Source organism: Herbidospora sp. RD11066 (assembly GCF_054661255.1).
The window spans coordinates 254071-278528 of record NZ_BAAGDO010000007.1 but is presented as its reverse complement, the minus strand read 5'-3'; the positions used below and the strand labels follow the sequence as shown (position 1 = coordinate 278528).

23 protein-coding genes are annotated in these 24458 nt (G+C 70.4%); 18 read left to right on the top strand and 5 right to left on the bottom strand.

What is annotated here, in order from left to right; genetic code table 11:
* Nucleotide 1: 1 nt before the first annotated feature.
* The 4 genes from ACYQ78_RS26485 to ACYQ78_RS26470 are packed head-to-tail and all read left to right on the top strand — an operon-like array spanning nucleotide 2 to nucleotide 4354.
* Complete coding sequence (locus tag ACYQ78_RS26485) at nucleotides 2-838, top strand: transketolase (RefSeq protein ID WP_459803617.1); 837 nt, start codon at nucleotides 2-4, stop codon at nucleotides 836-838.
* The gene (locus ACYQ78_RS26480; protein WP_459803616.1) at nucleotides 835-1761 is read left to right on the top strand and encodes a transketolase family protein; all 927 of its coding nucleotides are present in this window, start codon (nucleotides 835-837) and stop codon (nucleotides 1759-1761) included. Before ACYQ78_RS26485 ends, ACYQ78_RS26480 begins: the two co-directional genes overlap by 4 nt.
* Nucleotides 1758-3218: an AMP-binding protein gene (locus tag ACYQ78_RS26475; RefSeq protein ID WP_459803615.1), complete on the top strand. Its 1461-nt coding sequence runs from the start codon at nucleotides 1758-1760 to the stop codon at nucleotides 3216-3218. Before ACYQ78_RS26480 ends, ACYQ78_RS26475 begins: the two co-directional genes overlap by 4 nt.
* Nucleotides 3215-4354: an acyl-CoA dehydrogenase family protein gene (locus ACYQ78_RS26470; RefSeq protein WP_459803614.1), complete on the top strand. Its 1140-nt coding sequence runs from the start codon at nucleotides 3215-3217 to the stop codon at nucleotides 4352-4354. The genes ACYQ78_RS26475 and ACYQ78_RS26470 overlap by 4 nt, the downstream gene beginning before the upstream one ends.
* A gap of 26 nt (nucleotides 4355-4380) precedes the next feature.
* On the opposite strand, the gene ACYQ78_RS26465 is transcribed toward ACYQ78_RS26470, so the two are convergent.
* Nucleotides 4381-4938, bottom strand: coding sequence for a CGNR zinc finger domain-containing protein (locus ACYQ78_RS26465; RefSeq protein ID WP_459803613.1), 558 nt, complete (start codon nucleotides 4936-4938; stop codon nucleotides 4381-4383).
* A gap of 96 nt (nucleotides 4939-5034) precedes the next feature.
* Here ACYQ78_RS26465 and ACYQ78_RS26460 point away from each other — a divergent pair, with 96 nt between their 5' ends.
* The 14 genes from ACYQ78_RS26460 to ACYQ78_RS26395 all read left to right on the top strand — a co-directional run bounded on the left by ACYQ78_RS26460 (nucleotide 5035) and on the right by ACYQ78_RS26395 (nucleotide 21243).
* A complete protein-coding gene (locus ACYQ78_RS26460; RefSeq protein WP_459803612.1) occupies nucleotides 5035-6390 on the top strand; it encodes an MFS transporter in 1356 nt (451 codons plus the stop codon).
* Nucleotides 6391-6527: 137 nt separating this feature from the next.
* On the top strand, nucleotides 6528-7688 hold the full coding sequence (locus tag ACYQ78_RS26455) for an FAD-dependent monooxygenase (RefSeq protein ID WP_459803611.1): 1161 nt from the start codon (nucleotides 6528-6530) through the stop codon (nucleotides 7686-7688).
* Nucleotides 7675-8712, top strand: coding sequence for a ketoacyl-ACP synthase III family protein (locus tag ACYQ78_RS26450; RefSeq protein ID WP_459803610.1), 1038 nt, complete (start codon nucleotides 7675-7677; stop codon nucleotides 8710-8712). The genes ACYQ78_RS26455 and ACYQ78_RS26450 overlap by 14 nt, the downstream gene beginning before the upstream one ends.
* Nucleotides 8700-9770 (top strand): 3-deoxy-7-phosphoheptulonate synthase, encoded by a 1071-nt coding sequence (locus ACYQ78_RS26445; RefSeq protein WP_459803609.1) that lies wholly within the window; start codon nucleotides 8700-8702, stop codon nucleotides 9768-9770. Before ACYQ78_RS26450 ends, ACYQ78_RS26445 begins: the two co-directional genes overlap by 13 nt.
* Nucleotides 9771-9782: 12 nt before the next feature.
* Complete coding sequence (locus ACYQ78_RS26440; RefSeq protein ID WP_459803608.1) at nucleotides 9783-11888, top strand: non-ribosomal peptide synthetase; 2106 nt, start codon at nucleotides 9783-9785, stop codon at nucleotides 11886-11888.
* A 7-nt stretch (nucleotides 11889-11895) separates the two neighbouring features.
* The gene (locus tag ACYQ78_RS26435) at nucleotides 11896-13200 is read left to right on the top strand and encodes a salicylate synthase (RefSeq protein WP_459803607.1); all 1305 of its coding nucleotides are present in this window, start codon (nucleotides 11896-11898) and stop codon (nucleotides 13198-13200) included.
* A complete protein-coding gene (locus tag ACYQ78_RS26430) occupies nucleotides 13197-14321 on the top strand; it encodes a ketoacyl-ACP synthase III family protein (protein WP_459803606.1) in 1125 nt (374 codons plus the stop codon). The genes ACYQ78_RS26435 and ACYQ78_RS26430 overlap by 4 nt, the downstream gene beginning before the upstream one ends.
* The gene (locus ACYQ78_RS26425) at nucleotides 14321-15853 is read left to right on the top strand and encodes a (2,3-dihydroxybenzoyl)adenylate synthase (RefSeq protein WP_459803605.1); all 1533 of its coding nucleotides are present in this window, start codon (nucleotides 14321-14323) and stop codon (nucleotides 15851-15853) included. Before ACYQ78_RS26430 ends, ACYQ78_RS26425 begins: the two co-directional genes overlap by 1 nt.
* Nucleotides 15850-16077, top strand: a complete 228-nt coding sequence (locus tag ACYQ78_RS26420; RefSeq protein ID WP_459803604.1) for a phosphopantetheine-binding protein — start codon at nucleotides 15850-15852, stop codon at nucleotides 16075-16077. The genes ACYQ78_RS26425 and ACYQ78_RS26420 overlap by 4 nt, the downstream gene beginning before the upstream one ends.
* On the top strand, nucleotides 16074-17423 hold the full coding sequence (locus tag ACYQ78_RS26415) for an amidohydrolase family protein (protein WP_459803603.1): 1350 nt from the start codon (nucleotides 16074-16076) through the stop codon (nucleotides 17421-17423). Before ACYQ78_RS26420 ends, ACYQ78_RS26415 begins: the two co-directional genes overlap by 4 nt.
* The gene (locus tag ACYQ78_RS26410) at nucleotides 17420-18109 is read left to right on the top strand and encodes an SDR family oxidoreductase (RefSeq protein ID WP_459803602.1); all 690 of its coding nucleotides are present in this window, start codon (nucleotides 17420-17422) and stop codon (nucleotides 18107-18109) included. The genes ACYQ78_RS26415 and ACYQ78_RS26410 overlap by 4 nt, the downstream gene beginning before the upstream one ends.
* A 16-nt stretch (nucleotides 18110-18125) precedes the next feature.
* On the top strand, nucleotides 18126-18743 hold the full coding sequence (locus ACYQ78_RS26405) for an isochorismatase family protein (protein ID WP_459803601.1): 618 nt from the start codon (nucleotides 18126-18128) through the stop codon (nucleotides 18741-18743).
* A complete protein-coding gene (locus ACYQ78_RS26400) occupies nucleotides 18737-20587 on the top strand; it encodes an anthranilate synthase family protein (protein ID WP_459803600.1) in 1851 nt (616 codons plus the stop codon). The genes ACYQ78_RS26405 and ACYQ78_RS26400 overlap by 7 nt, the downstream gene beginning before the upstream one ends.
* Nucleotides 20581-21243, top strand: coding sequence for an alpha/beta fold hydrolase (locus ACYQ78_RS26395; RefSeq protein WP_459803599.1), 663 nt, complete (start codon nucleotides 20581-20583; stop codon nucleotides 21241-21243). The genes ACYQ78_RS26400 and ACYQ78_RS26395 overlap by 7 nt, the downstream gene beginning before the upstream one ends.
* A gap of 87 nt (nucleotides 21244-21330) precedes the next feature.
* Here ACYQ78_RS26395 and ACYQ78_RS26390 read toward each other — a convergent pair whose 3' ends face one another.
* The 4 genes from ACYQ78_RS26390 to ACYQ78_RS26375 all read right to left on the bottom strand — a co-directional run bounded on the left by ACYQ78_RS26390 (nucleotide 21331) and on the right by ACYQ78_RS26375 (nucleotide 24457).
* On the bottom strand, nucleotides 21331-21957 hold the full coding sequence (locus tag ACYQ78_RS26390) for an NYN domain-containing protein (RefSeq protein WP_459803598.1): 627 nt from the start codon (nucleotides 21955-21957) through the stop codon (nucleotides 21331-21333).
* Nucleotides 21958-22327: 370 nt separating this feature from the next.
* A complete protein-coding gene (locus ACYQ78_RS26385; RefSeq protein ID WP_459803597.1) occupies nucleotides 22328-22717 on the bottom strand; it encodes an OsmC family protein in 390 nt (129 codons plus the stop codon).
* Nucleotides 22718-22727: 10 nt separating this feature from the next.
* Nucleotides 22728-23774: a HAMP domain-containing sensor histidine kinase gene (locus tag ACYQ78_RS26380; RefSeq protein ID WP_459803596.1), complete on the bottom strand. Its 1047-nt coding sequence runs from the start codon at nucleotides 23772-23774 to the stop codon at nucleotides 22728-22730.
* Entirely contained in the window at nucleotides 23771-24457 is a 687-nt protein-coding gene (locus tag ACYQ78_RS26375; protein ID WP_459803595.1) for a response regulator transcription factor, read from the bottom strand. The genes ACYQ78_RS26380 and ACYQ78_RS26375 overlap by 4 nt, the downstream gene beginning before the upstream one ends.
* Between the last annotated feature and the right edge of the window lies 1 nt (nucleotide 24458).

The following is a 24458-nucleotide window of genomic DNA, read 5'->3' as shown; positions in this document are numbered from 1 at the left end:
GATGACCACGACCATCGGTGCCCCTCCGGGGACGGCGGCCGAGACCGCCGCCCGGATGAGGGAGCACATCGTCAACCTGTGCGCGAGCGCGGAGGGCGGCCACCTGGGCGGCTCGATGTCGCTCGCGGAGATCCTCGCGACCCTGTACACGCGGGTGCTGCGCGTCGACCGGTCGGAACCCTCTTGGGCGGACCGCGACATCCTGCTGCTCAGCAAGGGCCACGGCGGGCTGGCGCTCTACGCGGCGCTGACCGAGGCCGGGTTCTTCCCTTCGAGCCGCCTGGACGAATACGCCCAGCCCGGCAGCGAGTTCATGGCCCACCCGCACGCCGAGATCCCCGGCGTCGAGATGCCCTCGGGATCGCTCGGCCACGGCCTGGCGCTCGCGGTCGGCTTCGGCCTCGGGTTCCGCCTCGACGGCTCCGACCGGCGGTGTTTCGTCGTCATGGGTGACGGCGAACTCCAGGAGGGCTCCGTCTGGGAGGCCGCCTCGGTGGCCGCCTCGCAGCGGCTCGACTCCATCGTCGCGATCGTCGACCGCAACAGGCTCCAGATCACCGGCGCCACCGAGACGATCGACGCCCTCGAACCCCTGGCCGATCGCTGGTCGGCCTTCGGCTGGTCGGTACGTGAAGTCGACGGCCACTCCGTTGAAGAACTCGAGACCGCTCTCACGGAAGCGCCTGTGCAAGGCCGTCCGACCGTCGTGATCGCCCACACCGTGAAGGGCAAGGGCATCCCGTTCGTCGAGGACCAGCCGCGCAGCCACTACGCCAAGCTCGGCGAACGCCAGCACGCCAAGGCCCTCGCCGCGCTGCGAAGGGGGACCCGATCATGACCGCGTCATCCCGTGAGGTCTACCGGGAGGCCGTCCTCGAACTGCTTCCCGGCGACGAGCGGCTCGTCTGCCTCGACTCCGACACCGGACTGTTCGACAAGGCCGCGTTCCCCGAGCGCTACGTCAACCTCGGCATCGCCGAGCACACCCTGATGGGCGCGGCGGCCGGTCTGGCCAAGTCGGGCCGGATGCCGCTGGTCAACACCTTCGCGGCGTTCGCGGCGTCGCGCGCCAACGAGGCCGTGAAGATCGACATCGCGCTGAACGACCTGCCGGTGCGGATCGCCGCGACCCATTCGGGCGTCTCCGCCGGGCATCTCGGCCCGACCCACCACGCGCTGGAGGACCTGGCCGTCATGCGGGCGCTGCCCAACATGACCGTGGTCGTCCCGGCCGACGGCCCGCAGACGGGCACCCTGTTCCGGCAGTCGCTGCGCGTCAACGGCCCCACCTACCTGCGGCTCGGCCGCAACGCCACGCCCGAACTGCCCGACGCGCCCCCGGCCGTGCTCGGCCTGGCGCAGGTGCTGAAGGACGGCACCGACGTGACGCTCGCGGCGTGCGGGCCCTATCCGGTGCTCGCGGCGCTCGACGCCGCTCTGGTTCTGGAAGAGGAGGGCATCAGCGCGTCGGTGCTCAACGTCCACACCGTCAAGCCTCTGGACGTCGCCACCATCGCCGCCCACGCTCAGCGCTCCGGCGTGGTCGTCACCGTCGAGGAGCACTGGCGCAACGCCGGGTTCGGCTCGGCCGTCGCCGAATCGCTCGCCGAGATCATGCCCAGCCTGGTGCTCCGGGTTGCGATGCCCGACGCGTTCGTCCCCGTCTCCGGCGGGCAGCGGTACCTCGCCGAACGCGGCGGCGTCACCTCGGCCGCGGTCGCGGGCAAGGTCCGCACCGCCCTCGGGAGGGACCAGCGATGATCCTCGACGACCTCAGGAACCATCCGGCCGGCAAGCTCGCCCTCGTCACCCACCAGGACGGCACCGCCGTCGAACTCACCTACGGCGACCTGCTCGACCGCGTCGACCGCCTGGCCACCCTGCTGCACCGCCTCGGGGTGACCAGGGGCCAGGTCGTGACGTTGCAGCTGCCCAACTCGTGGCAGCTCGCGGCGCTGATCCTGGCGTGCTACCGGATCGGGGCGATCCCCGGGCCCGTCGTGCCGATCATGCGGCGGCGTGAGGTCCAGTTCATGCTGAACCTGACCGAGAGCCCGGTCTACATCGCGCGGGCGGAGTTCCGCGGGTTCTCGTACCGGGAGATGATCGCGTCCGTGGACGCGCCCGCGCTGCGCCACACCCTGTTCGCCGAGGAGCTGTCGCTTCCCGAGCCCGATCTGGCGGGCGTCACCGAGTCGGGCCCCGGCGACCCCGCGCAGGTGGCCTTCACCTCCGGGACGACCGGGGAGCCGAAGGGCGTCGTCCACAGCCATGACACCCTCCATGCGATGAACCGGGCGCAGGCCGACGTGCTGCACCTGACCTCAGACGTCGTGACGGCCATGGGGTCGCCGACGACGCACCAGGCCGGGTTCACCTGGAACCTGTTCATGCCGCTGCTGCTCGGCGGCACCGCGATCCACGTCGAGTCGTGGGACGCCGACCGGATGCTCGACCTCCTCCAGGAGCATCGGGTGACCTTCTTCATGGGCGCCCCGACGTTCCTGTCCGACCTGATCGACGCGCAGTCTTCATGCCCTCGCGACCTGTCGTCGCTGGAGACCTTCGCGACCGGAAGCGCCCCTATCGCCCCCTACCTGGTCGAACGCGCCCGCGACGTGCTGGGCTGCCGCCTCTACGCCCTGTGGGGCATGACCGAGAACGGCTGCGTCACCATCACCCGGCCGGAGGACCCGCCGATGCGGGCGGCCGAGAGCGACGGGACGGCCGTGCCCGGCATGGAGGTGCGCATCACCCCCGACGGCCGGTTGCAGGTCCGGGGTGCGTCGCAGTGTCTCGGCTACTTCCGGCGCGACCACGTCTACGAGGCGTGCCTCACCGACGACGGCTGGTTCGACACCGGTGACCTGGCCCGCGACGACGGGCACGGCGGGATCCGGATCACCGGCCGGGTGAAGGACGTCATCATGCGCGGCGCCGAGAACATCCCGGTCGTCGAGGTCGAGAACGCCCTGCTCAGACTGGATGCGGTCCGTGACGTCGCGGTCGTCGGCTACCCCGACGAGCGGCTCGGCGAGCGCGCCTGCGCCGTGCTGGTCGCGTCTTCTCGGCTGAGCCTGGACGACCTGCGGGTGCACCTGGCCGGGCTCGGCATGGCCAAGCAGTACTGGCCGGAACGGCTGGAGCTCGTCGGCGCACTGCCGCGCACGCCGTCCGGAAAAATCCAGAAATTCGCCCTGCGGGAGGGGCTGCGATGACCATCGACTTCACACCCCAGCAGGAGAGCCTGGCCAAACGCGTCCGCGCGTTCGCCACCGACCGCGTGGCCCCCTTCCGGGCCGAGAGCGATCGCCGGGGCGAATACCGCCCCGCCCTGCTGGAGGAACTCGCGGCCGAGGGCCTGTTCTCGATCCGGGTCCCCGAGGAGTACGGCGGCCAGGGCCTCGACGCGGTCAGCGCCGGCATCGTGCTGGAGGAGCTCGCGGCGGCCGACCTGTCGGTCTGCTACCCGGTGCTCAACGCGGCGTTGGTCGGCGGCGTCCTGGCCGCGAACGGGAACCCGGAGCAGCTGGCCAGATGGCTCCCTGGAATCGCCGCCGGTACGTCCATCGTCGCCCTCGGCCTCACCGAGTCGGGCCACGGCACGGACGCCGCCGCCATCGAGACCATCGCCGAACACGGCACCGACGGCTGGCGGCTGACCGGCGAGAAGACCTCCATCATGGCCACCGCCTACGCCACCCACGGCCTCCTCTTCGCCCGCACGGGCGAGTCCGGAGCACGCGGCATCAGCGCCTTCTACACCCCGCTGCACGGCATCCGCCGCGAACTCCACTCCGACCTGGGCTGCCGCTCGGGCGGTCGTGGCCGCTTCACCCTCGACGGCTTACGCGTCGCCGACGACGACCTCGTCGGCCGGCCGGGCGCCGGATTCGTGGAGGTCATGCGCGGCTTCGGGGTCTCCCGGGCGCTGATCTCCCTGATGGCCATCGCCGTGGGCCAGGCCGCATTGAACGAGGCCATCGCCTACGCCGGGCAGCGCGAAGCCTTCGGGCAGCCGATCGGCAAGTTCCAGTCGGTCGCGTTCCCCCTGGTCGAGCACGCGACGATGCTCCACGCCGCCCGCCTGGTCTCCTACGAGGCGCTGGCCGCCGCCGACGCGGGCCGCGATCCCCGCCTCCCCGCGAACATGGCGAAATGGTGGGCCCCGAAGGCCGCCATGGAAGCCGTCCACCAGTCACTCCTGACCATGGGCCACGTCGGCTGGTCGGAAGACGGCCCGGTGGCCCAGCGGTTCCGCGACGTCATCGGCCTCCAGTTGGCCGACGGCACCGCCGCCGCGACCAAACTCGTCGTCGCCCGCCAACTCTTAGGTCGGGAGGCAGCCCCGTGATCACCCGAATCCAGCCCCATGGCCGGTCAGGGCTTCACCCGGTCGGCCGTCGCCTGCCGGTAGGTGCGCATTTTCGCGCGAGTGCCGCAGACGGCCATCGAGCACCAGCGGCTCCCCCGATTCCGCGAGCGGTCATAGAAGGCCCATTCGCAGCGGTGCTCGTGGCAGGCCTTCAGGCGGGACCACGAGCCGTCGGCCACGGCGGCGGCGACCGCGCCGAGGACCGTCGCGAACACACCGCGCAGATCCGGCTGGGCCGGGCGCAGGCCCAGGGTCTCGCCCGACAGCACCAGCGGGCAGTCGCGGGCGACGTGGTCGATCGTCAGCCGCGCCTCCCGGTCGGGGGCGGAGCCGTTGTTCTCGCGGAGGACGGCGCGCAGCGCCTCCCGCAGGGTGACGGCGTCGCGCCGATCGAACTCCCCGACGCCCCGAAGCGCGAAGCCGTTGCGGGCGAGCCAGCGCTCGACCCCTTCGGTCGTCGCGAACTCGTCGGGCCCGAACTCCACATTGACGCTGTTCACGAACGACTGGACCAGCGCCAGCGGCCCCGGCGCGATCTCCCTGTCTCCCGGCTGACCTTTCATGCTTACCAGTAAACGGATTTCACTGGTAACAATCAAGTAAGAGGAGGAAAGACCATGTTCCAGGAGAACCGGAAGCCGGCCCTGGCATTGCTGTGTATGGCCCAGTTCGTACTGGTCCTGGACTTCGCGATCGTCAACGTCGCCCTGCCCTCCATTCAGCAGGACCTCGGCTTCACCGACAGCGCCCTGCAGTGGGTCGTCGGCGCGTACGCGTTGTTCTTCGGCGGGTTCCTGCTGGTCGGCGGGCGGCTCGGCGACATCGTGGGACGCAAGAGGATGTTCGTCGGCGGCCTGGCCGTCTTCACCGCCGCCTCGCTGGTGGGCGGGATCGCGACCGAGCCGATCGTGCTCATCGTGGCCCGCGCCCTCCAGGGCCTGTCGGCGGCGATGGTCTCGCCGGCCGTGCTGGCGCTGATCGCGGGCGGCTACCCCGAGGGGAAAGAGCGCGCGAAGGCCATGGGCATCTTCGGCGCGGTCGCCTCGGCCGGGTTCACCGGCGGAGTCCTCTTCGGCGGCGTCCTGACCGAGCTGTTCGGCTGGCGGGCGGTCATGTTCGTGAACGTCCCCGTCGGCGTCGCGCTGGTGCTCCGGGCGATCAGGCGCCTGGACGCCGACCACGTCACCACCCGCACCCAGAAGATCGACATCCCCGGCGCCATCCTGGTCACGGCCGGGATGTGCGCGCTGACCTACGCCCTCACCACCGCCACCGACCACGGCTGGTCGGCGCCCAATGTCGTCTACCCGCTGGTCGGGGCGGCGGTGCTGCTGGCCGCCTTCTTCGTCCTCCAGACCCGGTCGGCCAACCCGCTGGTGCCGCTCTCGATCTTCAAGATCCGCGGCGTGGTCGCGGGTGACTCGATCGCGTTCCTGTCGGGCGGCGTCATGTCGATCTCGACCTACTTCCTGACCCTCTACATGCAGCACGGCCTCGGCTACTCCGCCATCCAGACGGGTGTCGCGTTCTTCCCGCAGGCCGTCGTCACCATCCTGGCCGCGAAGTTCGTGGCCGACCTGACCGGCCGCATCGGCCCCCGGCCCGTGCTCATCGGCGGCGCCGCGTTCCTGACCGCCGGTTCGGCCTGGCTGCTCACGGTGCCCGTGAACGGGAGCTACTGGCTGCACGTGCTGCCCGGCGGCGTCCTGATTGGGCTCGGCGTCACGGTGATGATGATCTCCACCGCCGTGGCCGCCACGACCGGCGTCGACGGCCCGCGCATGGGCCTGGCCAGCGGCCTCTACAACTCGCTGCGCCAGCTCGGGGTCGGGCTGCTGCTGGCGATCGCCGTGACGGCGGCGGTGCCCAGCACCGATCCGCAGAACATCGGCAGCTACCACGTCGCGTTCGGGATCAGCACGGTCCTGTCGGTGCTGATCGCGATCATCGCGGCGGCCGTCCTGCCCGCCCGCAAGGCCGCGCCCGTGGCCGAGCAGGAGAAGGTCGACGCATAACGACGCATTGAGGAAAAAGGCCGGTCCCCGATAAGGGGTCCGGCCTTTTTCCTGCATAACGAGCGCTAATCACCACGCCATTGTTTGCCCTTGGTTACCGCCATAGCGTTGTAAGCGGTAACAGCGAAAGGACGGACATGGCGAACACACTGATCGCCGGCGGCGGGATCGGCGGCCTGGCGGCCGCACTCTCGATCGCCCGAGAAGGCAATCGCGTGACCGTGCTCGAACGCGGTGACCGGTTCGCCGAGCTCGGCGCCGGGATCCAGCTCGCGCCCAACGCGTTCCGCGCCCTCGACCTGCTGGGCGTCGGCGACCGGGTGCGCGAGCGCGCGGTCTTCATCGACGAACTCCGCTTCATGGACGGCACCACCGGCCGCAGAGTCGCCGGGCTGCCTCTCGGGGAGACCTACCGGAAGCGCTTCGGCAACCCCTACGCCGTCGTCGCCCGCGGCGACCTCTACCAGCCGTTGCTGGACGCCTGCCGCGCCGACGGCCGCATCGAACTCCTCCCCGGCCGGACGGTCACCGGCTACACCCAGACCGCCACCGAAGTGCGGGCCGACGGGTTCGAGGCCGACTACCTGATCGGCGCCGACGGCATCCGCTCGGCCGTCCGGGCCCAGCTCGTCGGCGACGGCCGCCCCCGGGTGTCCGGTCACACGATCTACCGGTCGGTCATCCCGATGGACCGGGTCCCGCCCGAGCTGCGGTGGAACGTCGTCACCCTGTGGGCCGGGCCCAAGTGGCACTTCGTGCACTATCCGATCGGCGGCGGCGCCTTCCTCAACCTGGCCGCCACCGTCGACGACGGAGCCACCCGGGAGGTCGCGGGCGCACCGGTCGCGCGAGACCACGTACAGAACCGTTTTCCGGATCTGAGCCGCACGGCCCGAGCCCTGCTGGGGCTCGGCGACGAGTGGCGGACATGGGTCCTCTGCGACCGCGAACCGGTCGAGACCTGGACCGACGGCCGGGTGGCCCTGCTGGGCGACGCGGCGCATCCGATGCTCCAGTACGCCGCCCAGGGCGCCTGCACCGCCCTGGAGGACGCGGTCGTGCTCGGCAGGGTCTTCCCCGATTTCGACACCTACGCCGGGCTGCGGCGGGAGCGCACCGCGAAGGCGACGCGCACCGCCCGGTGGCTCGGCGAGGAGCTGTACCACCCGGCGGGCGAGGCCGCCCGCGAGCGGAACACCATGCTGGCCGCGCTGTCCGAGACGGACCTGCACGACCACGTGGCCTGGTTACACGCCTTCGACAGCACAGAAAGGATCCCGAGCGATGCGGTTCGATGACATCTGGGTCGCCGGAACCGGCGGCACGCTCGGCGAACGGGTCCCGGTCGAGCGGGCCGTCGCCTGCGGCGACTACTCGGCCGACGCCGCGAAGAGCACCGGGCAGGTCTCGGTCTCCATGTCGCGGCAGGCCCCGCCCGAGATGGCGGTCTCCGCCGGGCGCCGCGCGGTCAAGACGGCCGAGGAGACCGGAGCGGAGATCACGCCGGACACCTTCTACCTGCACAGCCACAGCCACTTCCAGGGCGTCGACATGTGGCCGGCCGCCTGCTGGATCGGCGGGGAACTCCTCGGCACCGATCTGCGCGGGATGCCGATGACGGTCCAGGCGGCCTCCAACGGGTCGCTGGCCGGTCTGGAGATCGCGGCGAACATGCTGAACGCCCGGCCCGAGGTCCCCTCGGCGCTGATCACCGTCGCCGACCGCTTCGCGCCGCCGGCCGACCGGTGGTACCTGTCCCCCGGCATGGTGTTCGGGGACGGCGCGGCGGCGGCCGTACTGACCAGAGGAAGCGGGCGGCTCCGGCTCCGCAGCCTGGTGTCGGAGACCGACGCCACGCTCGAGGGTCTGTCGCGGGGGGACGAACCGTTCCGCTCCGCGCCCCAGCCGGGAGCCGACATGCGGGGCCGCACCCGGGCGTTCCTCGCCCACAGCGGCCTGTCGCTGAAGGACGTGCGCCGCCGCTCCGCCGACCGCACCCACAGCGTGGTCACCCGGGCGCTGGACGAAGCTCATCAGAGCCTCGACGACATCGACTGGTTCGTCACGCCCTTCGTCGGGCGGGCCCTCTACCAGGACGGTTTCATCCGGCCCTTCGACGGCTTCACGCCGAAGAACACCCTGCTCGACCTGGGCCTGACCACCGGGCACCTCGGCCCGGCCGACGGCCTCTACGCGCTCCACCACCTGATCCGCGACGACCTGCTCGCACCGGGGGCCTCGGTGCTGGTGCTCGGCACCGGCATGGGCTTCACCTTCTCCGCGGCAGTGCTCACCAAGGAGGACCCGACATGCGTCCGGTGAACCCCCGCATCGCCGCGGTCGAGCCGCTGCTCACCCCGGCCGAACTGCGCGCCACCGTCCCGGTGAGCGACCTCGCCGTCCAGACCCTGGTCAGGAGCCGGGCCGAGATCGCCCGCGTGCTCGACGGCACCGACGACCGGCTGCTCGTCGTCACGGGCCCGTGCTCGGTGCACGACCCGGCCGCCTGCCTCACCTACGCCGAGCGGCTGGCCCACCTGGCCGAGGAGGTCTCCGACACGCTCCTGCTCGTCATGCGGGTGTACGTCGAGAAGCCCCGCACCCGCCTCGGCTGGAAGGGCCTGGTCAGCGACCCGCACCTGAACGGCTCCCACGACGTCAACGAGGGCCTGCGCCTGTCGCGCGAACTGCTGACGAAGGTGCTGGAGCTGGGCCTGCCCACCGGGTGTGAGTTCCTCGACCCGACCGTGGCCCGCTACCTGTCCGACGCGGTCTGCTGGGGCGCGATCGGCGCCAGGACCGTCCAGAGCCAGACCCACCGGGCGCTGACCAGCGGCCTGGCGATGCCGGTCGGCATGAAGAACACGACGACCGGCGCGGTCGGCGACGCCATCGACGCGATCGTCTGCGCCGCCCAGGGCCACGTGTTCCCCGGCATCGACGACGACGGCCTCGCCTCGGTCATCGAGACCAGCGGCAACCCCGACTGCCACATCGTCCTGCGCGGCGGCGCGTCGGGCCCGAACTACGGCCCGCTCGACGTCGCCCGGACCCTCGACGCCCTCGGCGGCGCCGGGCTTCCGCGACGGCTCGTCATCGACGCCAGCCACGGCAACAGCGGCAAGGACCACGAACGCCAGCCGGTCGTGGTCGCCGACGTCGCCCGCCGCATCGCCGCAGGTGAGGGCGGCATCGCCGGCCTGATGGTCGAGAGCTTCCTGGCCTCGGGACGGCAGGACCTCGTGCTGGGCCAATCCGACCGGCTGACCTTCGGCCAGAGCGTGACCGACGCCTGCGTCGGCTGGGACCGCACGACCCGCATGGTCGCCCAGCTCGCCGACGCCGTCGCCGCCGGCCGCGCCGCCTCCGTCGCCGCCTGAAAGGACCTGATCATGGAAACCGCACTCCCTCTGGCCCGTCCCGGCGGGGACCCGGCCGTCGTCCACGAGCGCCCGGTCGACGCACCGGCCCGCGCCCTGGTCGCCCTGCTGCACCGCTACACGGGCGAGACCGAGATCGCCGATGCTCACGTCACCGGTGACATGACCATCGGCGAGATCACCGCCGGGTTGCCCATCACGATCGGCCCGCTCTCGTTCGACGGGAGCACGCTGGTCATGAAGGGCTCGGAGTTCGACGCCGACGCCGCCGACCAGTACGCCACCCATCTGGCCCGCTTCTCCGACCCGTCGGCGAAGGTGCGCGACGTCGAGATCCTCACCCCCGACGAGACCGAGCGCATGCTGGTCGCCTGGAACCAGACCGACGAGCCGGTTCCGGCGCCCTACTTCCACGAGCGCGTCGCCGAGATCGCCAAGGCCACCCCGCACGCCCCCGCCGTCGTCTGGCCGGGCGGCACGATGACCTTCCGCGAGCTCGACGACGACGCCAACCGCCTCGCCCACCGCCTGACCAGGCTGGGCGTGCACCGGGGCGACCGCGTCGGCACCTGCTTCCCGCGCGGCCCCGAGAGCCTGATCGCCCAGCTCGCCTGCTTCAAGGTCGGCGCCGCCGCGATCCTGCTCGACCCCGACTTCCCCGCCGACCGCGTGCAGTTCATGATCGTGGACGGCCAGGCGAAGCTCACCCTCACCCTGAAGGCGCACCGTGAGGTCGTCACCGGCCACGTGGTCACCCTCGACGGCGACGACTGGTGGCTGGAGCCCCCCACGCCGATCAACTCGGTCGTCGATCCCGACGACCTGATCCACATCTGCTACACCAGCGGCTCGACCGGCAAGCCGAAGGCCGTCATGGTCCGCCACGGCGCGGCCCGCAACCTCATCTTCTCCATGCGCACGATCTGCGGCGTCACCCCGTCGTCGCGCGGCACCTGGCTGGCCGCACCGGGCTACGGCATGGTCGAGGTCGAGTGCTTCTCGGTGCTGGCCGCCGGGGCGCCCGTCTTCATCCCCGAACCGTCGGTCGTCACGTCGCCCGAGTGGCTGCGCGACTGGCTGGTGCGTCAGGAGATCACCCACACGCTGCTCATGAAGGCGATGTGCGAGCGTCTCTGGGCCCTGGAGTGGCCGGCGGAGACGGCGCTGACCAACATCCGCATCTGCGGCGAGCGCGTCCAGTCGTGGCCGCTCGACCTCCCGTTCCACGTCTTCAACCTGTACGGCTCCGCCGAGGCCACCGTCGTCGCGACCTGCGACATCACCGACCTGGGCCGGGAACTCGGCGAACGCGAGCGGGCCCGGCGCCTGCCGCCGATCGGCCGCCCGACGCCCAATGTGCGGACCTATGTCCTGGACGAGCGGCTCAAGCCCGTCCCTCCGGGTGTCGTCGGCGAACTGTGCGTCGCCGGGGAGAGCCTGTCGTCGGGTTATCTCAACCGGCCGGAGGCCACCGCCGAGAAATGGGTGCAGCATGCCCTCGGCACCCTCTATCGGACCGGTGACCTGGCCCGGTTCTGGACCGACGGGAGCATCGAGATCGTCGGCCGTACCGACAACCAGGTGAAGGTGCGTGGCAACCGGGTGCACCTCGGCGAGATCGAGGTGGCCATCGCCGCGCAGCCCGGCGTCCGCCAGGCGGCCGTACTGGCCAAGAAGGACGCCTCCGGGGACACCCGGCTGGTCGCCTACCTCGAAGGCGACCCTTCGATCCGCGAGGTCAGAAAGGCGCTGGCAAAAGCCCTGCCGTCGTTCATGGTCCCCTCCGCCTATGTCGTCGGGCAGTTCCCGCTCACGACCAACGGGAAGATCGACCGCAACGCGCTGCCCGAGCCGCCCAAGGAGCGCCCCGACGTCGACAGCCCCTACGAGGAGCCGCGCACCGACGTCGAGTTCGCGCTGCGCGACCTGTGGTCGAGCACGCTCGACCTCGACGGCATCGGGGTGCGCGACAACTTCTTCGACCTGGGCGGCGACTCGATGCGCGCTGCCGCGCTGACCGACCGGATCAGGGCGCGGTTCTCCGTGGACACCGACATCGACGACCTCTTCGACGACCCGACGATCGAGCGCATGGCCGTGGCCATCGCCGCGAAATGAGGACGGCATGCATTACTTCGAGACCCAGGTCCCCCTCACCGAGGACGCGGTCGAGGTCGCTGCCCGGCTCGCCGACTCGGGACTGTTCGCCGACTACGTCGTCTACGAGAACGGCGGCGTCTGGTCCTACGCGGGCGGCGCCCGCGCCGAACTGACCCTCGACCGGACCGGCGCGCGTCTCGTCCACGAAGGGCGTGACGACGTCGTCGAACCGTGGAACGGCGACCCGCTGCACCAGGTCGCCGGGCTGCTGGAGCGCGTGTCGATCCCCGAGTGGCGCGCTTACGGGTGGGCGGCGTTCGAGCTGTCGTACACCGAAGAGCACGTGGGCGACGGCCGGTTGCTGCACCTGGTGGTCCCGCAGGCCGAGGCGCGCATCTCGGAGGGTCACGCCCGGCTGCGGGCCGTCGACACCGGGACCCTGACCGCGCTGCTCGGGATCGTGAATGCCGCTTCAGCGGTCAGAACCACCAAGCCCACTCCTCTGGACGTCTGGTGCACCGGCGAAGACGCCTACCGCGAGGCGGTGAAACTGGCCGTCGAGTCGATCAACGCCGGGGAGCTGCACAAGGTCATCCTGTCCCGGGTGGTCGAGGTCCCCGACGAGGTCGACCTGACCGCCACCTACCTGGCCGGACGCCGCTGCAACACCCCCGCCCGCTCGTTCCTGCTCAACCTGGGCGGCCTGGCCGCGACCGGGTTCAGCCCCGAGATCGTCGTGCAGGTCTCCGAAGACGGGCACGTCGTCTCGCAGCCGCTCGCCGGCACCCGCGCGCTGACCCCCGACGAGTCGGTCAACGCGACCCTGCGGGCCGACCTCTACGGCTCCGCCAAGGAGGTCTACGAGCACGCCATCTCGGTGAAGGTCGGCACCGACGAACTGGTGGACGTGTGCGAGCCCCACTCGGTCGAGGTGCCGGAGTTCATGGCGATCCGCGAACGCGGCAGCGTCCAGCACCTGGCCTCCCGGGTCTCCGGGCGGCTGTCCTCCGGTATGCAGGCCTGGGACGCCTTCGGCGCCGTCTTCCCCGCCGTCACCGCGTCGGGCGTCCCGAAGAAGGCCGCCTACGAGGCGATCCGCGCCCACGAACCGGAGGCCCGCGGCCTCTACAGCGGCGCCGTCATGACCGTCGACCACACGGGCACGATGGACGCCGCCCTGGTCCTCCGCTCGGCCTACCGCCGCGACGGCCGGACCTGGCTACGCGCCGGCGCCGGAATCGTCGGCCAGTCGACACCGGAACGCGAGTTCGAGGAGACGTGCGAGAAGCTGGAAAGCGTCGCGCGCTACCTGGTGAGGAGCGCGGCATGAGATTCGACGACCTTTACCTGTCCGGGCTCGGCTCCTACCTTCCCGGTACGGTCACGACGAGCGACGCCATCTCCCGGGGCCTTTACAGCGCGGCAGATCGCGAAATGTCGGGCATGCTCAGCGTGATGGTGGCCGGTGACACCCCGGCCCCGGAGATGGCCGCCCACGCCGGAAATATCGCCATAAAGCGCTCGGGCCACGATCCCGACGACTTCATCGCCCTGCTCCACAGCGGCAGCTACCACCAGGGCCCCGACGGCTGGTCCGCCCCCCACTACGTCCTACGCAACACCATCGACCGCCCAATCACCGCCCTCGAAGTCCGCCAGGGCTGCCTCGGCATGCTGTCCGGCCTCCGCATCGCCGCCGGCCTGCTCAACGAGGGAAACAACACCGCCCCGCCGAACAGAGCAGACACCGCCGCTCTCCGGACCAGAGCAACCGACGCAGCTCAGCCAACCGGCGAAACCGATGCAGATCGGCTGGGCCGCAACAGCGATGCCGTCCTTCTCACCACCGGGGACAACTACGGGACCCCGCTGGTCGATCGGTGGAAGGCGTCGCGGATGTTCCTGCTGGCCGATGGCGGTGCGGCCGTGGTCGTGTCGCGGAAGGGCGGGTTCGCGAAGGTTCTGGCGGCGGGGGCGGTGTCGCATCCCGAGATGGAGGAGCTCCACCGGGGTGGCGAGACGCTGTTCCCGCCTGACCTCTCCCGCGGTCTCAACTTCGAGGAGCGGGTTGGCTGGTGGCGGGAGCAGTGGGCCGCCGGAGTCACCCCGCCCATGGGTCACCTGGGCGAACTCGTCAGCGAGGTCGCTTTGAAGACCCTGGAAGAGGCGGGCAGCTCCATCGACCGCGTCAAGCGCGTCTGCCATGTCGGCTTCACCGAGGGGCCGCTCAACGACATCTACCTCGACCCCCTCGGCATCGACGCCGCCAAGGGCACGTGGGAGCTGACCCGGACGACCGGCCATGCCGGCGCCGCCGATCCGTTCATCGGCCTGGAGTGGCTGTGGACGCGGGGCGACGTCGAGCCCGGCGACCACGTGCTGCTCATCGGCACCGCGCCCGGCATGGAGTCGGGCTGCGCGGTCGTCGAGATCACCGAAAGGAGCACGTGATGCTGCCCGGTTGCACCCCGTGGCCGGAGGACCTGGCCGCCTACTACCGATCCCAGCACGTCTGGCAGGGCGTCGCCCTCGGCGACCTCCCGTCCGAGTGGGCCTCTCGCTACGGGGACGCCACCGCTCTGGTGTGGGGGGACGAGCGGATTTCGTACCGGGAACTGGCGATCAGGGTCGCCCGGACGGCCGCCGGGTTCGCCCGGCACGACATCGAGCCCGGTGACCGGGTGGTGCTCCAGCTGCCGAACACGCCCGACTTCGTGATCGTCGCGTTCGCGACGTTCAAGGCGGGGGTGAAGGCGGTCTTCTCGCTGGCCTCCCACCGGTCGAACGAGGTCGGCCACCTGTCGGACACCTCCGGCGCCATCGGCTACGTCGGCCCGAACCACGACATCGCCCACGCGCTGCGGATCAAGCATGTGCTCTCGCCCGAGGACCTCGACGCCACCCCGGTCGCCCATCCGGCGGCCGACCCCTCGGACGTCGCGTTCTTCCTGCTCTCCGGCGGCACGACCGCGCTGCCGAAGCTGATCCCCCGGACCCACGACGACTACGCCTACCAGACCCGCACGGTCGCCGACCTCTGCGAGATCACCGCAGAAGACGTCTACCTGGCCGCCCTCCCGGTCGAGTTCAACTTCACCTGGGGCTGCCCCGGCGTCATCGGCACCCTGCACAAAGGTGGCACGGTCGTGCTGGCCGACGACCCCGGCGCCGACGGCTGCTTCGCGCTGATCGCGCGGGAGAGGGTCACCGTCACCTCGGTCGTCCCGACGGTCGCGCACCTCTGGCTGGAGGCCCGCGAGTTCCTCGACGACGACCTGTCGTCGCTCCGGCTGGTGCAGATCGGCGGGGCCAGGCTCCAGCCGGAACTCGCCGCCCGGATCGAACCGGAGCTCGGCTGCCGGTTGCAGCAGGTGTTCGGCATGGCCGAGGGGCTGCTGTCGATGTCCCGCCCCGGCGACCCGATCGAACGGGTGGTCAACACCCAGGGCCGTCCGGTGAGCCCGTTCGACGAGATCCGGATCGTCGACGGCGAACTGCTGGCGCGGGGGCCGTACACACTGCGGGGTTACTACAACGCGCCCGAGCACAACGCGACGGCGTTCACCCCCGACGGCTTCTACCGGACCGGCGACCTGGCCTCCGTCACCCCCGACGGCGACCTAGTCATCGAGGGCCGGATCAAGGACGTCGTCATCCGGGGCGGCGACAAGATCGCCGCCGGTGAGGTGGAGGGCCATCTGCTGGCCCACCCCGACGTCGACCGCGCGGCCGTGGTGCCGGTGCCCGACGAGTTCCTCGGCGAGCGCATCTACGCCTTCCTCGTCAGCCACCGGGGGAAGCCGTCGCTGGCCGAGCTCAAGCGGTCGCTGCACGAGCGCGGCCTGGCCGACTTCAAGCTGCCCGACCGGGTCGAGTTCGTGACCGCCTTCCCGCTGACCCCCCTCGGCAAGGTCGACAAGAAGACCCTGGCCGCGGCGGCGGCCGACCCGATGACGGCCCGTGACTGGAAGGAACAGGCATGAACGTCAAGGAGGAACTCCGCACCACCGTCGCCGGCATCGTCGGCGCCGACCCGGCGACCGTCGCCGACGACGACAACCTCGTCTTCCTCGGCCTCGGCTCCCTGGAGATGATGCGCCTGGTCACCAGGTGGCGGCGCGACGGCCTGAAGGTCGAGTTCCGCGACCTCGCGGCCACCCCGACCATCTCGGCGTGGGCCGAGCGGATCGAGGAGGCGAGGGCATGAGCCGCCTGCTGATCAAGGGCGGCACCGTCCACACCGCCGACTCCGACCATCGGATCGTCTCCGACGTGCTGATCGACGACGGCCTGATCGCCGGTTTCGCGCCCGACGCGCGTGACGCCGAGGTGATCGACGCCACCGGCATGCTGGTGCTGCCCGGCTTCGTCAACCCGCACTGGCACGAGATGTTCGCACTGCGCTACCCGTTCAAGGGCGCGCTCCGGCCGGCCTCCGACCGGGACGACAAGCCCGCCTTCATGGCCCACGGCGGCGACATCCCGGCCATCTCGATGGCGTTCGACCGCTTCCACGGCCTGGTCGGCGCCCTCACCGACGACGAAGCCCTCGCCGTCGCCCGCTATTCGCTGTGGACGCAGCTCCGCTCGGGTGTGACGACCCTCGGCGACGTCGGCTCGGTCAACAAACCGGCCGCGCTGGCGCGGGCCGCGCGCGAGTTCGGCATGCGCCTGTCGGTCTCGGCCTGGGTCTCCGACACCGCCTGCGGCCGCCGCACCCGCGACGCCGGCGAGGTCCTCGCCCGGGTCTCCGGGCTCATGGATCTCGAAGACGAATTCGTGCGGGTCAGACCCACCGCCGTGTACGGCACCAACATGTCCGACGAACTCGGCTCCGGCCTGCGGGACCTCTGCGCCAAGCACGACCTCCCGTTCGCCGCCCACGTGGGCGCCCTGCGCAACGAGGCCGAGGCCATGAAGGCGTGGTTCGGGGTCTCCCCGGTCCGCCGCTTCGCCGACCTCGGGCTGCTCGACGAACGGTTCACCGCGGTGCACTGCGCGTTCGCCTCCCCTTCGGACCGGGATCTGCTCGTGAAAGCGGGCGCGCACATCACGCACTCCCCCGCCAAATACGGCCCGGCCGGGGAGTCGACCATGACCGAGACGCGGGGGATCCCCGCCTTCCGGGAGGCCGGGCTCGACGTGTCGCTGTCGACCGACGGGGCCTCGATGCCCGTGCCGGGGATGGCGGAGAACATGACGGCGGCGTGGCAGACGTACACGGAGATGGCCGCCGACCCGACCGCGCTGCGGCCGAGCGACGCCCTCGCCATGGCCACCCGCATCGCGGCCCGGGGCCTGGGCCTCACCGACGTGGGGTCGCTGGAGGTGGGCAAGCGCGCCGACCTGGTGCTCATCAGGGCCGACGACTGGCGCTACCTGCTCAACCCGCGCCCGCTGGAGGCGTTCCTGACCCTGGGCGGCTCGGCCGACGTCGACACCGTGATCGTCAACGGGAAGGTCGTGAAGGCCGACGAGAGGACCCTGAAGGACGACTATCTGGAGGCGCTCCGCTCGTTCTCGGTGCGCTGCCTGGGGGTGGACCTGTCATGATCGCCCTGGTCACCGGCGCATCCGGAGGCATCGGCACCGCGGTCGTGAAGCGCCTGACCGACGACGGTTTCACCGTGGTCGAACTGGACGCCGACGTCACCTCTGCCGAACAGGTCGAGTCGTTCGTCGACCAGGTCGAGTCCTCCCGAGGGCCGATCGACGCCCTGGTCAACACGGCCGGGATCCTGCGCACCGGCCGGGCCGTCGAGCTCTCCGACGCCGACTGGTCCGACACGCTGGCGGTCAACTGCTCGGGCGTCTTCCACGTCTCGCGCGCGGTCGCCCGCCGGATGATCCCCCGGAGGAGCGGCGCGATCGTGACGGTGGCGTCGAACGCGGCGAGGACCGCCCGCCAGAACATGGCCGCCTACGCCGCCTCCAAGGCCGCCGCGACCGCGTTCACCAAGTGCCTCGGCCTGGAACTGGCCGAGTTCGGCATCCGGTGCAACGTCGTCGCGCCCGGCTCCACCGACACCCCCATGCTGACCGGTCTCTGGGACGGCTCCGATGCGCTCCGGACCTCGGTCGAAGGGGCGCCGGGGGCGTACAGAGTGGGAATCCCGCTGGGCCGGGTGGCCCGGCCCTCCGACGTCGCCGACGCGGTCGCCTTCCTGCTCTCCGACCGCGCCGCCCACATCACGATGCAGGACCTCACGGTCGACGGAGGCGCCTCCCTGGGCGTCTGAAAGGAGCTGTTCCACCATGGCGATCCCCGCGATCGAGCCGTATCCGATGCCGACCGAGCTGCCGGAGAACATCGCCGGATGGCGGGTCGACCCCGCACGGGCCGCGCTGCTCGTGCACGACATGCAGAACTACTTCCTGAGCCCGTTCACCGACCCGTCGGCGCTGCTGGCCAACGTCGGTTCGCTGAAGTCGCGGTTCGCCTCGTGGGGCGCGCCGGTCTTCTACACCGCCCAGCCCGGCGGCATGAGCACCGAGGACCGCGGTCTCCTGATGGACTTCTGGGGCCCCGGCATGACCGCCGACCCGTCGCACCGCGCGATCGTCCCCTCGTTGGAGCCCTCTCCCGAGGACGTCGTGCTCACGAAGTGGCGCCCGAGCGCCTTCTGCCGCACCGACCTGCTGCGCCTGCTGCGTGAGCAGGGCCGCGACCAGCTCGTCATCTGCGGGGTGTACGCCCACGTGGGCATCCTGATGACCGCCCACGAGAGCTTCTCCCACGACATCCAGACCTTCGTCGTGGCCGACGCGATCGCCGACTTCACCCCCGACTTCCACCGCCTGGCCCTCGACTACGCGGCCTCCCGCTGCGCCGTGACCCTCTCGACCCGGGACGTCCTGGGGGCGACATGTTAGACACGCTGCTGGGCACCGACCCACCCCCGTTCGCCCTGCTCCACCGCCCGGGATCGGGAGTGGCGGACATCGACGTGCTGGTGGGCGACATCTCGTCGTACGAGCACATCGCCGACATCCCGCTCTCCTCGGAGGTCCTTCCGGGACACGAGACCCTCGTCCTGCTCCCCTACCGCCAGATCAGGGAGCGCGGCTACGCCTGCCCCGACGACGCCGCGCCACTGCTCGCGATGACCGTGACCGGCCAGTCGACCCTGTCCGTGGACGAGGCGCTGACCGTCCTCCCCGACGAACCGATCGTCCTGCGGGACGAGGGCTTCGACACCTCCGACGAGGAATACGAGCAGGTCGTCCGCAGAGTCCTGGCCGAGGAGATCGGCGAGGGCACCGGCGCCAACTTCGTCATCAAGCGGACCTTCGGCGCCTCGATCGACGGCTGGTCCCACCGTGCGGCGCTGTCCTACTTCCGCCGCCTGCTGGGCCGCGACCCCGGCTGCCACTGGACCTTCGTGATCTGGACCGGCACCAGGACGTTCGTCGGCTCGTCCCCGGAGCGCCACATCACCCTCGAATCGGGAAACGTCGTGATGAACCCCATCAGCGGCACCTACCGATACCCGAGAGGCGGCCCCGAACTCCCGGGAGTCCTCGACTTCCTGGACGACGACAAGGAGGCCGGCGAGCTCTACATGGTCCTCGACGAGGAACTCAAGATGATGGGCCGCGTCTGCGACCAGGGCGGCCGCGCGATCGGCCCCCACCTGAAGCAACTGGCCCGCATCGCCCACACCGAATACCTGATCGAGGGCCGCAGCTCCCTGGACGTCCGCGACATCCTCCGCGAAACCCTCTTCGCCCCGACCGTGACCGGGGGCCCGCTGGAGAGCGCCTGCCGCGTGATCTCCAAATTCGAACCGGAGGGGCGGGACTACTACGCCGGCATGGTCGCCCTGATCGGCCGAGATGGTGCGGGCGACCGCTCCCTCGATTCGGCGATCCTGATCCGCACCGCCGACATCTCCCCTTCCGGAGACATGCGCATCTCGGTAGGCGCGACCCTGGTCCGCGACAGCGACCCGGCTTCGGAAGCGGCCGAGACCAGAGCGAAGGCCTCCGGCCTGCTGGAAGCGCTGCGAGGCGGCACCTGCCGCGACGCCGTTACGGGCCTCGACGGCCACCCGGCGATCTACCAGGCGCTGATGTCCCGCAACGAGCCCTTGGCGGGCTTCTGGTTCGAGGGCCCGGAGTGCCGCGACCGCCGCGTGCCGGAACTGACCGGCCTCCGCGTCCTGGTCATCGACGCCGAGGACACCTTCACCGCGATGGCCCGCCACATCATCCGCGCCTTGGGCTGCGAGGTGACGGTGAGCCGCTACGACGAGCCCTACGTCGTGGACGACCACGACCTGGTGATCGTCGGCCCCGGCCCCGGGGACCCGCGCGACGTGGACCACCCGAAGATCGCCCGCCTGCGCGAGACCACCCGCGAACTGCTCGACCGCCGCATCCCGTTCCTGTCCGTCTGCCTGGGCCACCAGGTGCTCTGCACGTTGCTGGGCCTGTCGATCACCCGGAACCCGTTCCCCAACCAGGGCGTCCAGCGGACCATCCCGTTCTTCGGCCGCATGGAGCAGGTCGGCTTCTACAACACCTTCGCCGCACGGTGTTCAACGGACCTTCTCGGTGAGATCGCCGTCTCCAGGGAAGAGGACGAAGTCCATGCCTTGATGGGCCCGGGTTTCGCGTCGGTCCAGTTCCACCCGGCGTCGGTCCTGACCAGGAACGGCGTGGAGATCCTGGCCGACCTGCTGACGCGACTGACGAGAGAGGCGGCGACATGCTGAACGTCCGCGAATGGGGAACGGGCCCGAAGACGGCGGTCCTGGTGCACGGCATCCTGTCGGACTCGGGCTGCTGGTGGCAGGTGGGCCCCGACCTGGCCTCACGTGGCTACCACGTGGTGGCCGTGGACCTTCCCGGCCACGGCCGCAGCGCCCCGATGCGCGACGCGACGGTCGAGCGGATGGCGCTGGAACTCTTCCAGGCCGTTCCGGCCGAGATCGACCTGGCGATCGCCCACTCGATGGGCTCCTTCATCCTCGGCACCGCCCTGATGGCAGGCCGGGTCGTGTACGTCGACACTCCGACGGGCCCGAGCTACACGATCCCCGAAGACGCGCTCCGCGCGACCTACGAGAAGGCCAAGTCCAAGCGGACCTTGGCGGCCCTGACGGAGAAACACCCGAACTGGCACGAGATCGACCGCGAGGCCGAGGCCGAGGCGGCCCAACGCTTCGACGTGGAAACGGCGGTGGCCCTGCTCCTGAACGCGGCGGGCAAGGACTTCACCCCGCCCCAGAAGGGCCTGGTCATCAGACCGGAGGGCAGCCGCTTCGTCCCGGAGGACACCGAGGGCGCCATCACCGTCAAGGGAGCCGACCACCACGTCTGGTACGGCCACCACGACGAGTTCATGGACGCCATCAGCGCAAAAAAATAGCCCCGCCAATCCAGTGGATGGCGGGGAACAGTAGGTCAAGACTACCAGGAGTCACCCTGTCATCGCAACCTGCTCCATGTGCCGCCCTCAGAAGGGCAGGGCGTAGTTGGTCGGATCTCGGACGACGTCGTAACAGGACTTGTCGAGAAGATGGCGCCAGATCTTCGGCTGGGTGAGCGACAACGATCTCTGAGCGCCCGGCCCATTCCATGCTGCCGCCTCAACTCGAGGCCCGCCCCTCGACCTCATCTCGGCGACGATTTCGAGCGCCGGCTTCAGGTCGGTGTCGGTGGACATAAGGATGCCGACGTCATAGCGCCCCTCCAGCGCCAGCCTGACGTAGTCGATCGCGAGGGCGACGTCGATGCCCTTCTCTTGCGGCTTCACGCCAGGTGCGCAGCGGTCAGGCCATCCGCGCGGGTAACGCAGGTCACGGAAGACGCCGACCACTCGCGAGTCAGCCTCCCAGGCCACTCGCTGCCGGACGAAAGCGGCGTGCCCCCTGGCGTCCCGGGACGGGTGAGGCTGGCCTCGGTAGACGCGCACTTCGGTCAGCTCGCGCTCGAAGCGGCTGTTATCGATCAGCCAGGTCCCGAGGCGGAGGGGATCGATCTGTCCGTCTCGGCCAGGCGCCGCCGACGGTTCGTGGAACGTCTCACGAGCGCCCTTATAGACGTTCTGGTAGTCGAGGAAGAGGATCACGCGATCAGGCATGGGGGGTGCCTCACGAAAAAATAGCCCCGCCAATCCAGCAGAGCCAGATGACGGGGAACAGTGGCTCTTTTATAGCAAGCTACCATCAGTAGCGTCAACGTCGCACAGAGTCGCGACTTCTTTCGAACATACGTCGGGGCCGGTCGCAGTCCCCCAACTGCGGCCGGCCCCGACTCCAAGCGGTGCCGCCGAGACGTCCTCCCCCAAAGACGTCTGGACGGCTTCCCCCGCTCTCGGGCGCGGTTCCCCCTCCGCGCCCTTATGGGAAAAAGGCTTGTGTGGCGGCTTTCCAGCCCCCTTGACCTGCTTCCACGTTACTGAACCGACCTTAAGGACCACGCAATGCCACAGCCGGATGTTGGTCTAACTCTCAGGAGTCCGGCAGGTCGAGCTTGACCTCGGTCCCGGCTTCCAGGGATCGGCTCACGATGCAGTGCCTGTCGTGCACACGCTGGGCTATTTCGTGGAACTTCGCCATCGTCATGCCCTCGGGCAGCTCGATTTCGTAGCTGACCGTCACTTTGCCCAGCAGGGTCGGAGCAGACCTTTCGGCACTCACCGTCACAGAAAGCGAGGGCAACCGGAGCCCCCGCTGGGCGGTCAAAGGCTCGACCGTCATGGCGTTGCAGGCCCCGACGGCGACCTGAAGCAGCTCGACCGCCCCGAACTCACCCTCACCATGGCCCAACGCGACGGAGGCGCCCCGCTCGTTGGTCGCGACAAAGCCGGACGGGGTCCGCGAAACCCGTACATCTCCCATGAAAGAAACCCTACGGGAAGGCGAGCCGGACCAGCGTGCCCCCGCCGGGAGCGGGACCTGCGGAAACGGAGCCGCCGTGGCTGTCGACGACCTGGCGGACGATCGCGAGGCCCAGGCCGGAGCCGGGCATGGAGCGGGCGCTGGAGGAACGGTAGAAGCGGTCGAAGACATGAGGGAGGTCGTCGACGGCGATACCGGGGCCATGGTCGCGGACTGTCAGGACGCCGTCGCGCAGCAGGACCTCCACGGCCGCGCCCGTCGGGCTGTATTTGGCGGCGTTGTCGAGGACGTTGCCCACCGCGCGCGACACCCGGTCGGCCACGCCCTGGACGACCACGGGTTCCAGTTCGGAGGCGTACCTGGTCAGGGGCCAGTGGGCCGAGGCGCGCGAGATCTCCCTGGAGACGATCTCGTCGAGCCGCAACGACTCCACGAGGGCCTGGGGTTCCTCGTCGCGGGCCAGTTCCACGATGTCGGAGACGAGGCCGGTCAGTTCCTCCAGGCCGCTGATCACGGCGGCGGCGACCTCTTCGCGTTCCTCGGCGGGGAGTTTGCCGCGCTGGAGCAGTTCGGCGTTGGTGCGGACGGCGGTCAGCGGGGTGCGCAGCTCGTGGGAGGCGTCGGCGACCAGGCGTTTCTGGGCCTTGGCCGAGCGTTCGAGGGCGTCGAGCATGGTGTTGAAGCTGCGGGCCAGGCTGCCGAGTTCGTCGTCGCCGGTCACGTCGATGCGGGTGGTGAGGTCGCTGGTGGCGGCGACCCGCTGGGCGGCGTTCTTGAACTTGCCGACCGGGCGCAGGCCCGTCCAGGCCGCGATCCAGCCCAACGCGCCCGACAGGCACAGGCCGCAGAGGGCGATCGCGAAGAAGGGCCAGCCGAGGTCGGTGACCTCGGCCAGCCCTGTCAGCACCCCGGGTGGCGGACGGTAGTCGCCGGTGTAGCCGCCCATCGCCGACTCGACGCGGTTGCACGTGATCCGCCAGGCGGCGTAGATGACCACGATCACGCTCACCGCCCCGGCCAGCGCCGAGGCCAGGGCCATCCGCCAGTGGAGTTTCACGGACGCTCCCGAAGGGCGTAGCCCAGACCGTGGACGGTCTGGATGAGCCGGGTCTCCCCGTCGGCCTCGGTCTTGCGGCGCAGGTAGCGGATGTAGACCTCAAGGGAGTTCGACCCGGGGGTGAACTCGTAGCCCCAGATCCTCTCCAGGATGACCTCGCGCGTCAGCACCTGCCCGCCGTTGCGGATCAGCAGCTCCAGCAGCGCGTATTCGGTGCGGGTCAGGTCGAAGACCCGGGTGCCGCGCCGGGCCTGCCGCCGGTCGGGCAGCAGGTGCAGGTCGGCGAACGAGGTCTCGGGCGGCGGGGCCGCCCTTCTCAACAAGGCCCGCACGCGGGCGAACAGCTCCTCCAGGGCGAACGGCTTGACCAGGTAGTCGTCGGCGCCGGCGTCCAATCCCGCGACCCGGTCGCCCACGCCGTCGAGGGCCGTCAGCATCAGGACGGGGGTGCGGTCGCCGTTCCTGCGCAGGCGGCGGCAGACCTCCAAACCGTTCATGTCGGGCATCATCACGTCCAGGACGACCACGTCGGGGGCGTTCCCGGCGATGGCCGCGAGAGCCGTGACGCCGTCGACGGCGCTGGCCACGCGGTGGCCCTCGACGCGGAGCGCACGGGCGATGGCGGTCCGCACTTCGGGCTCGTCGTCCACGACGAGCACTCGGGTCTCTGGCACGTCGGCCATT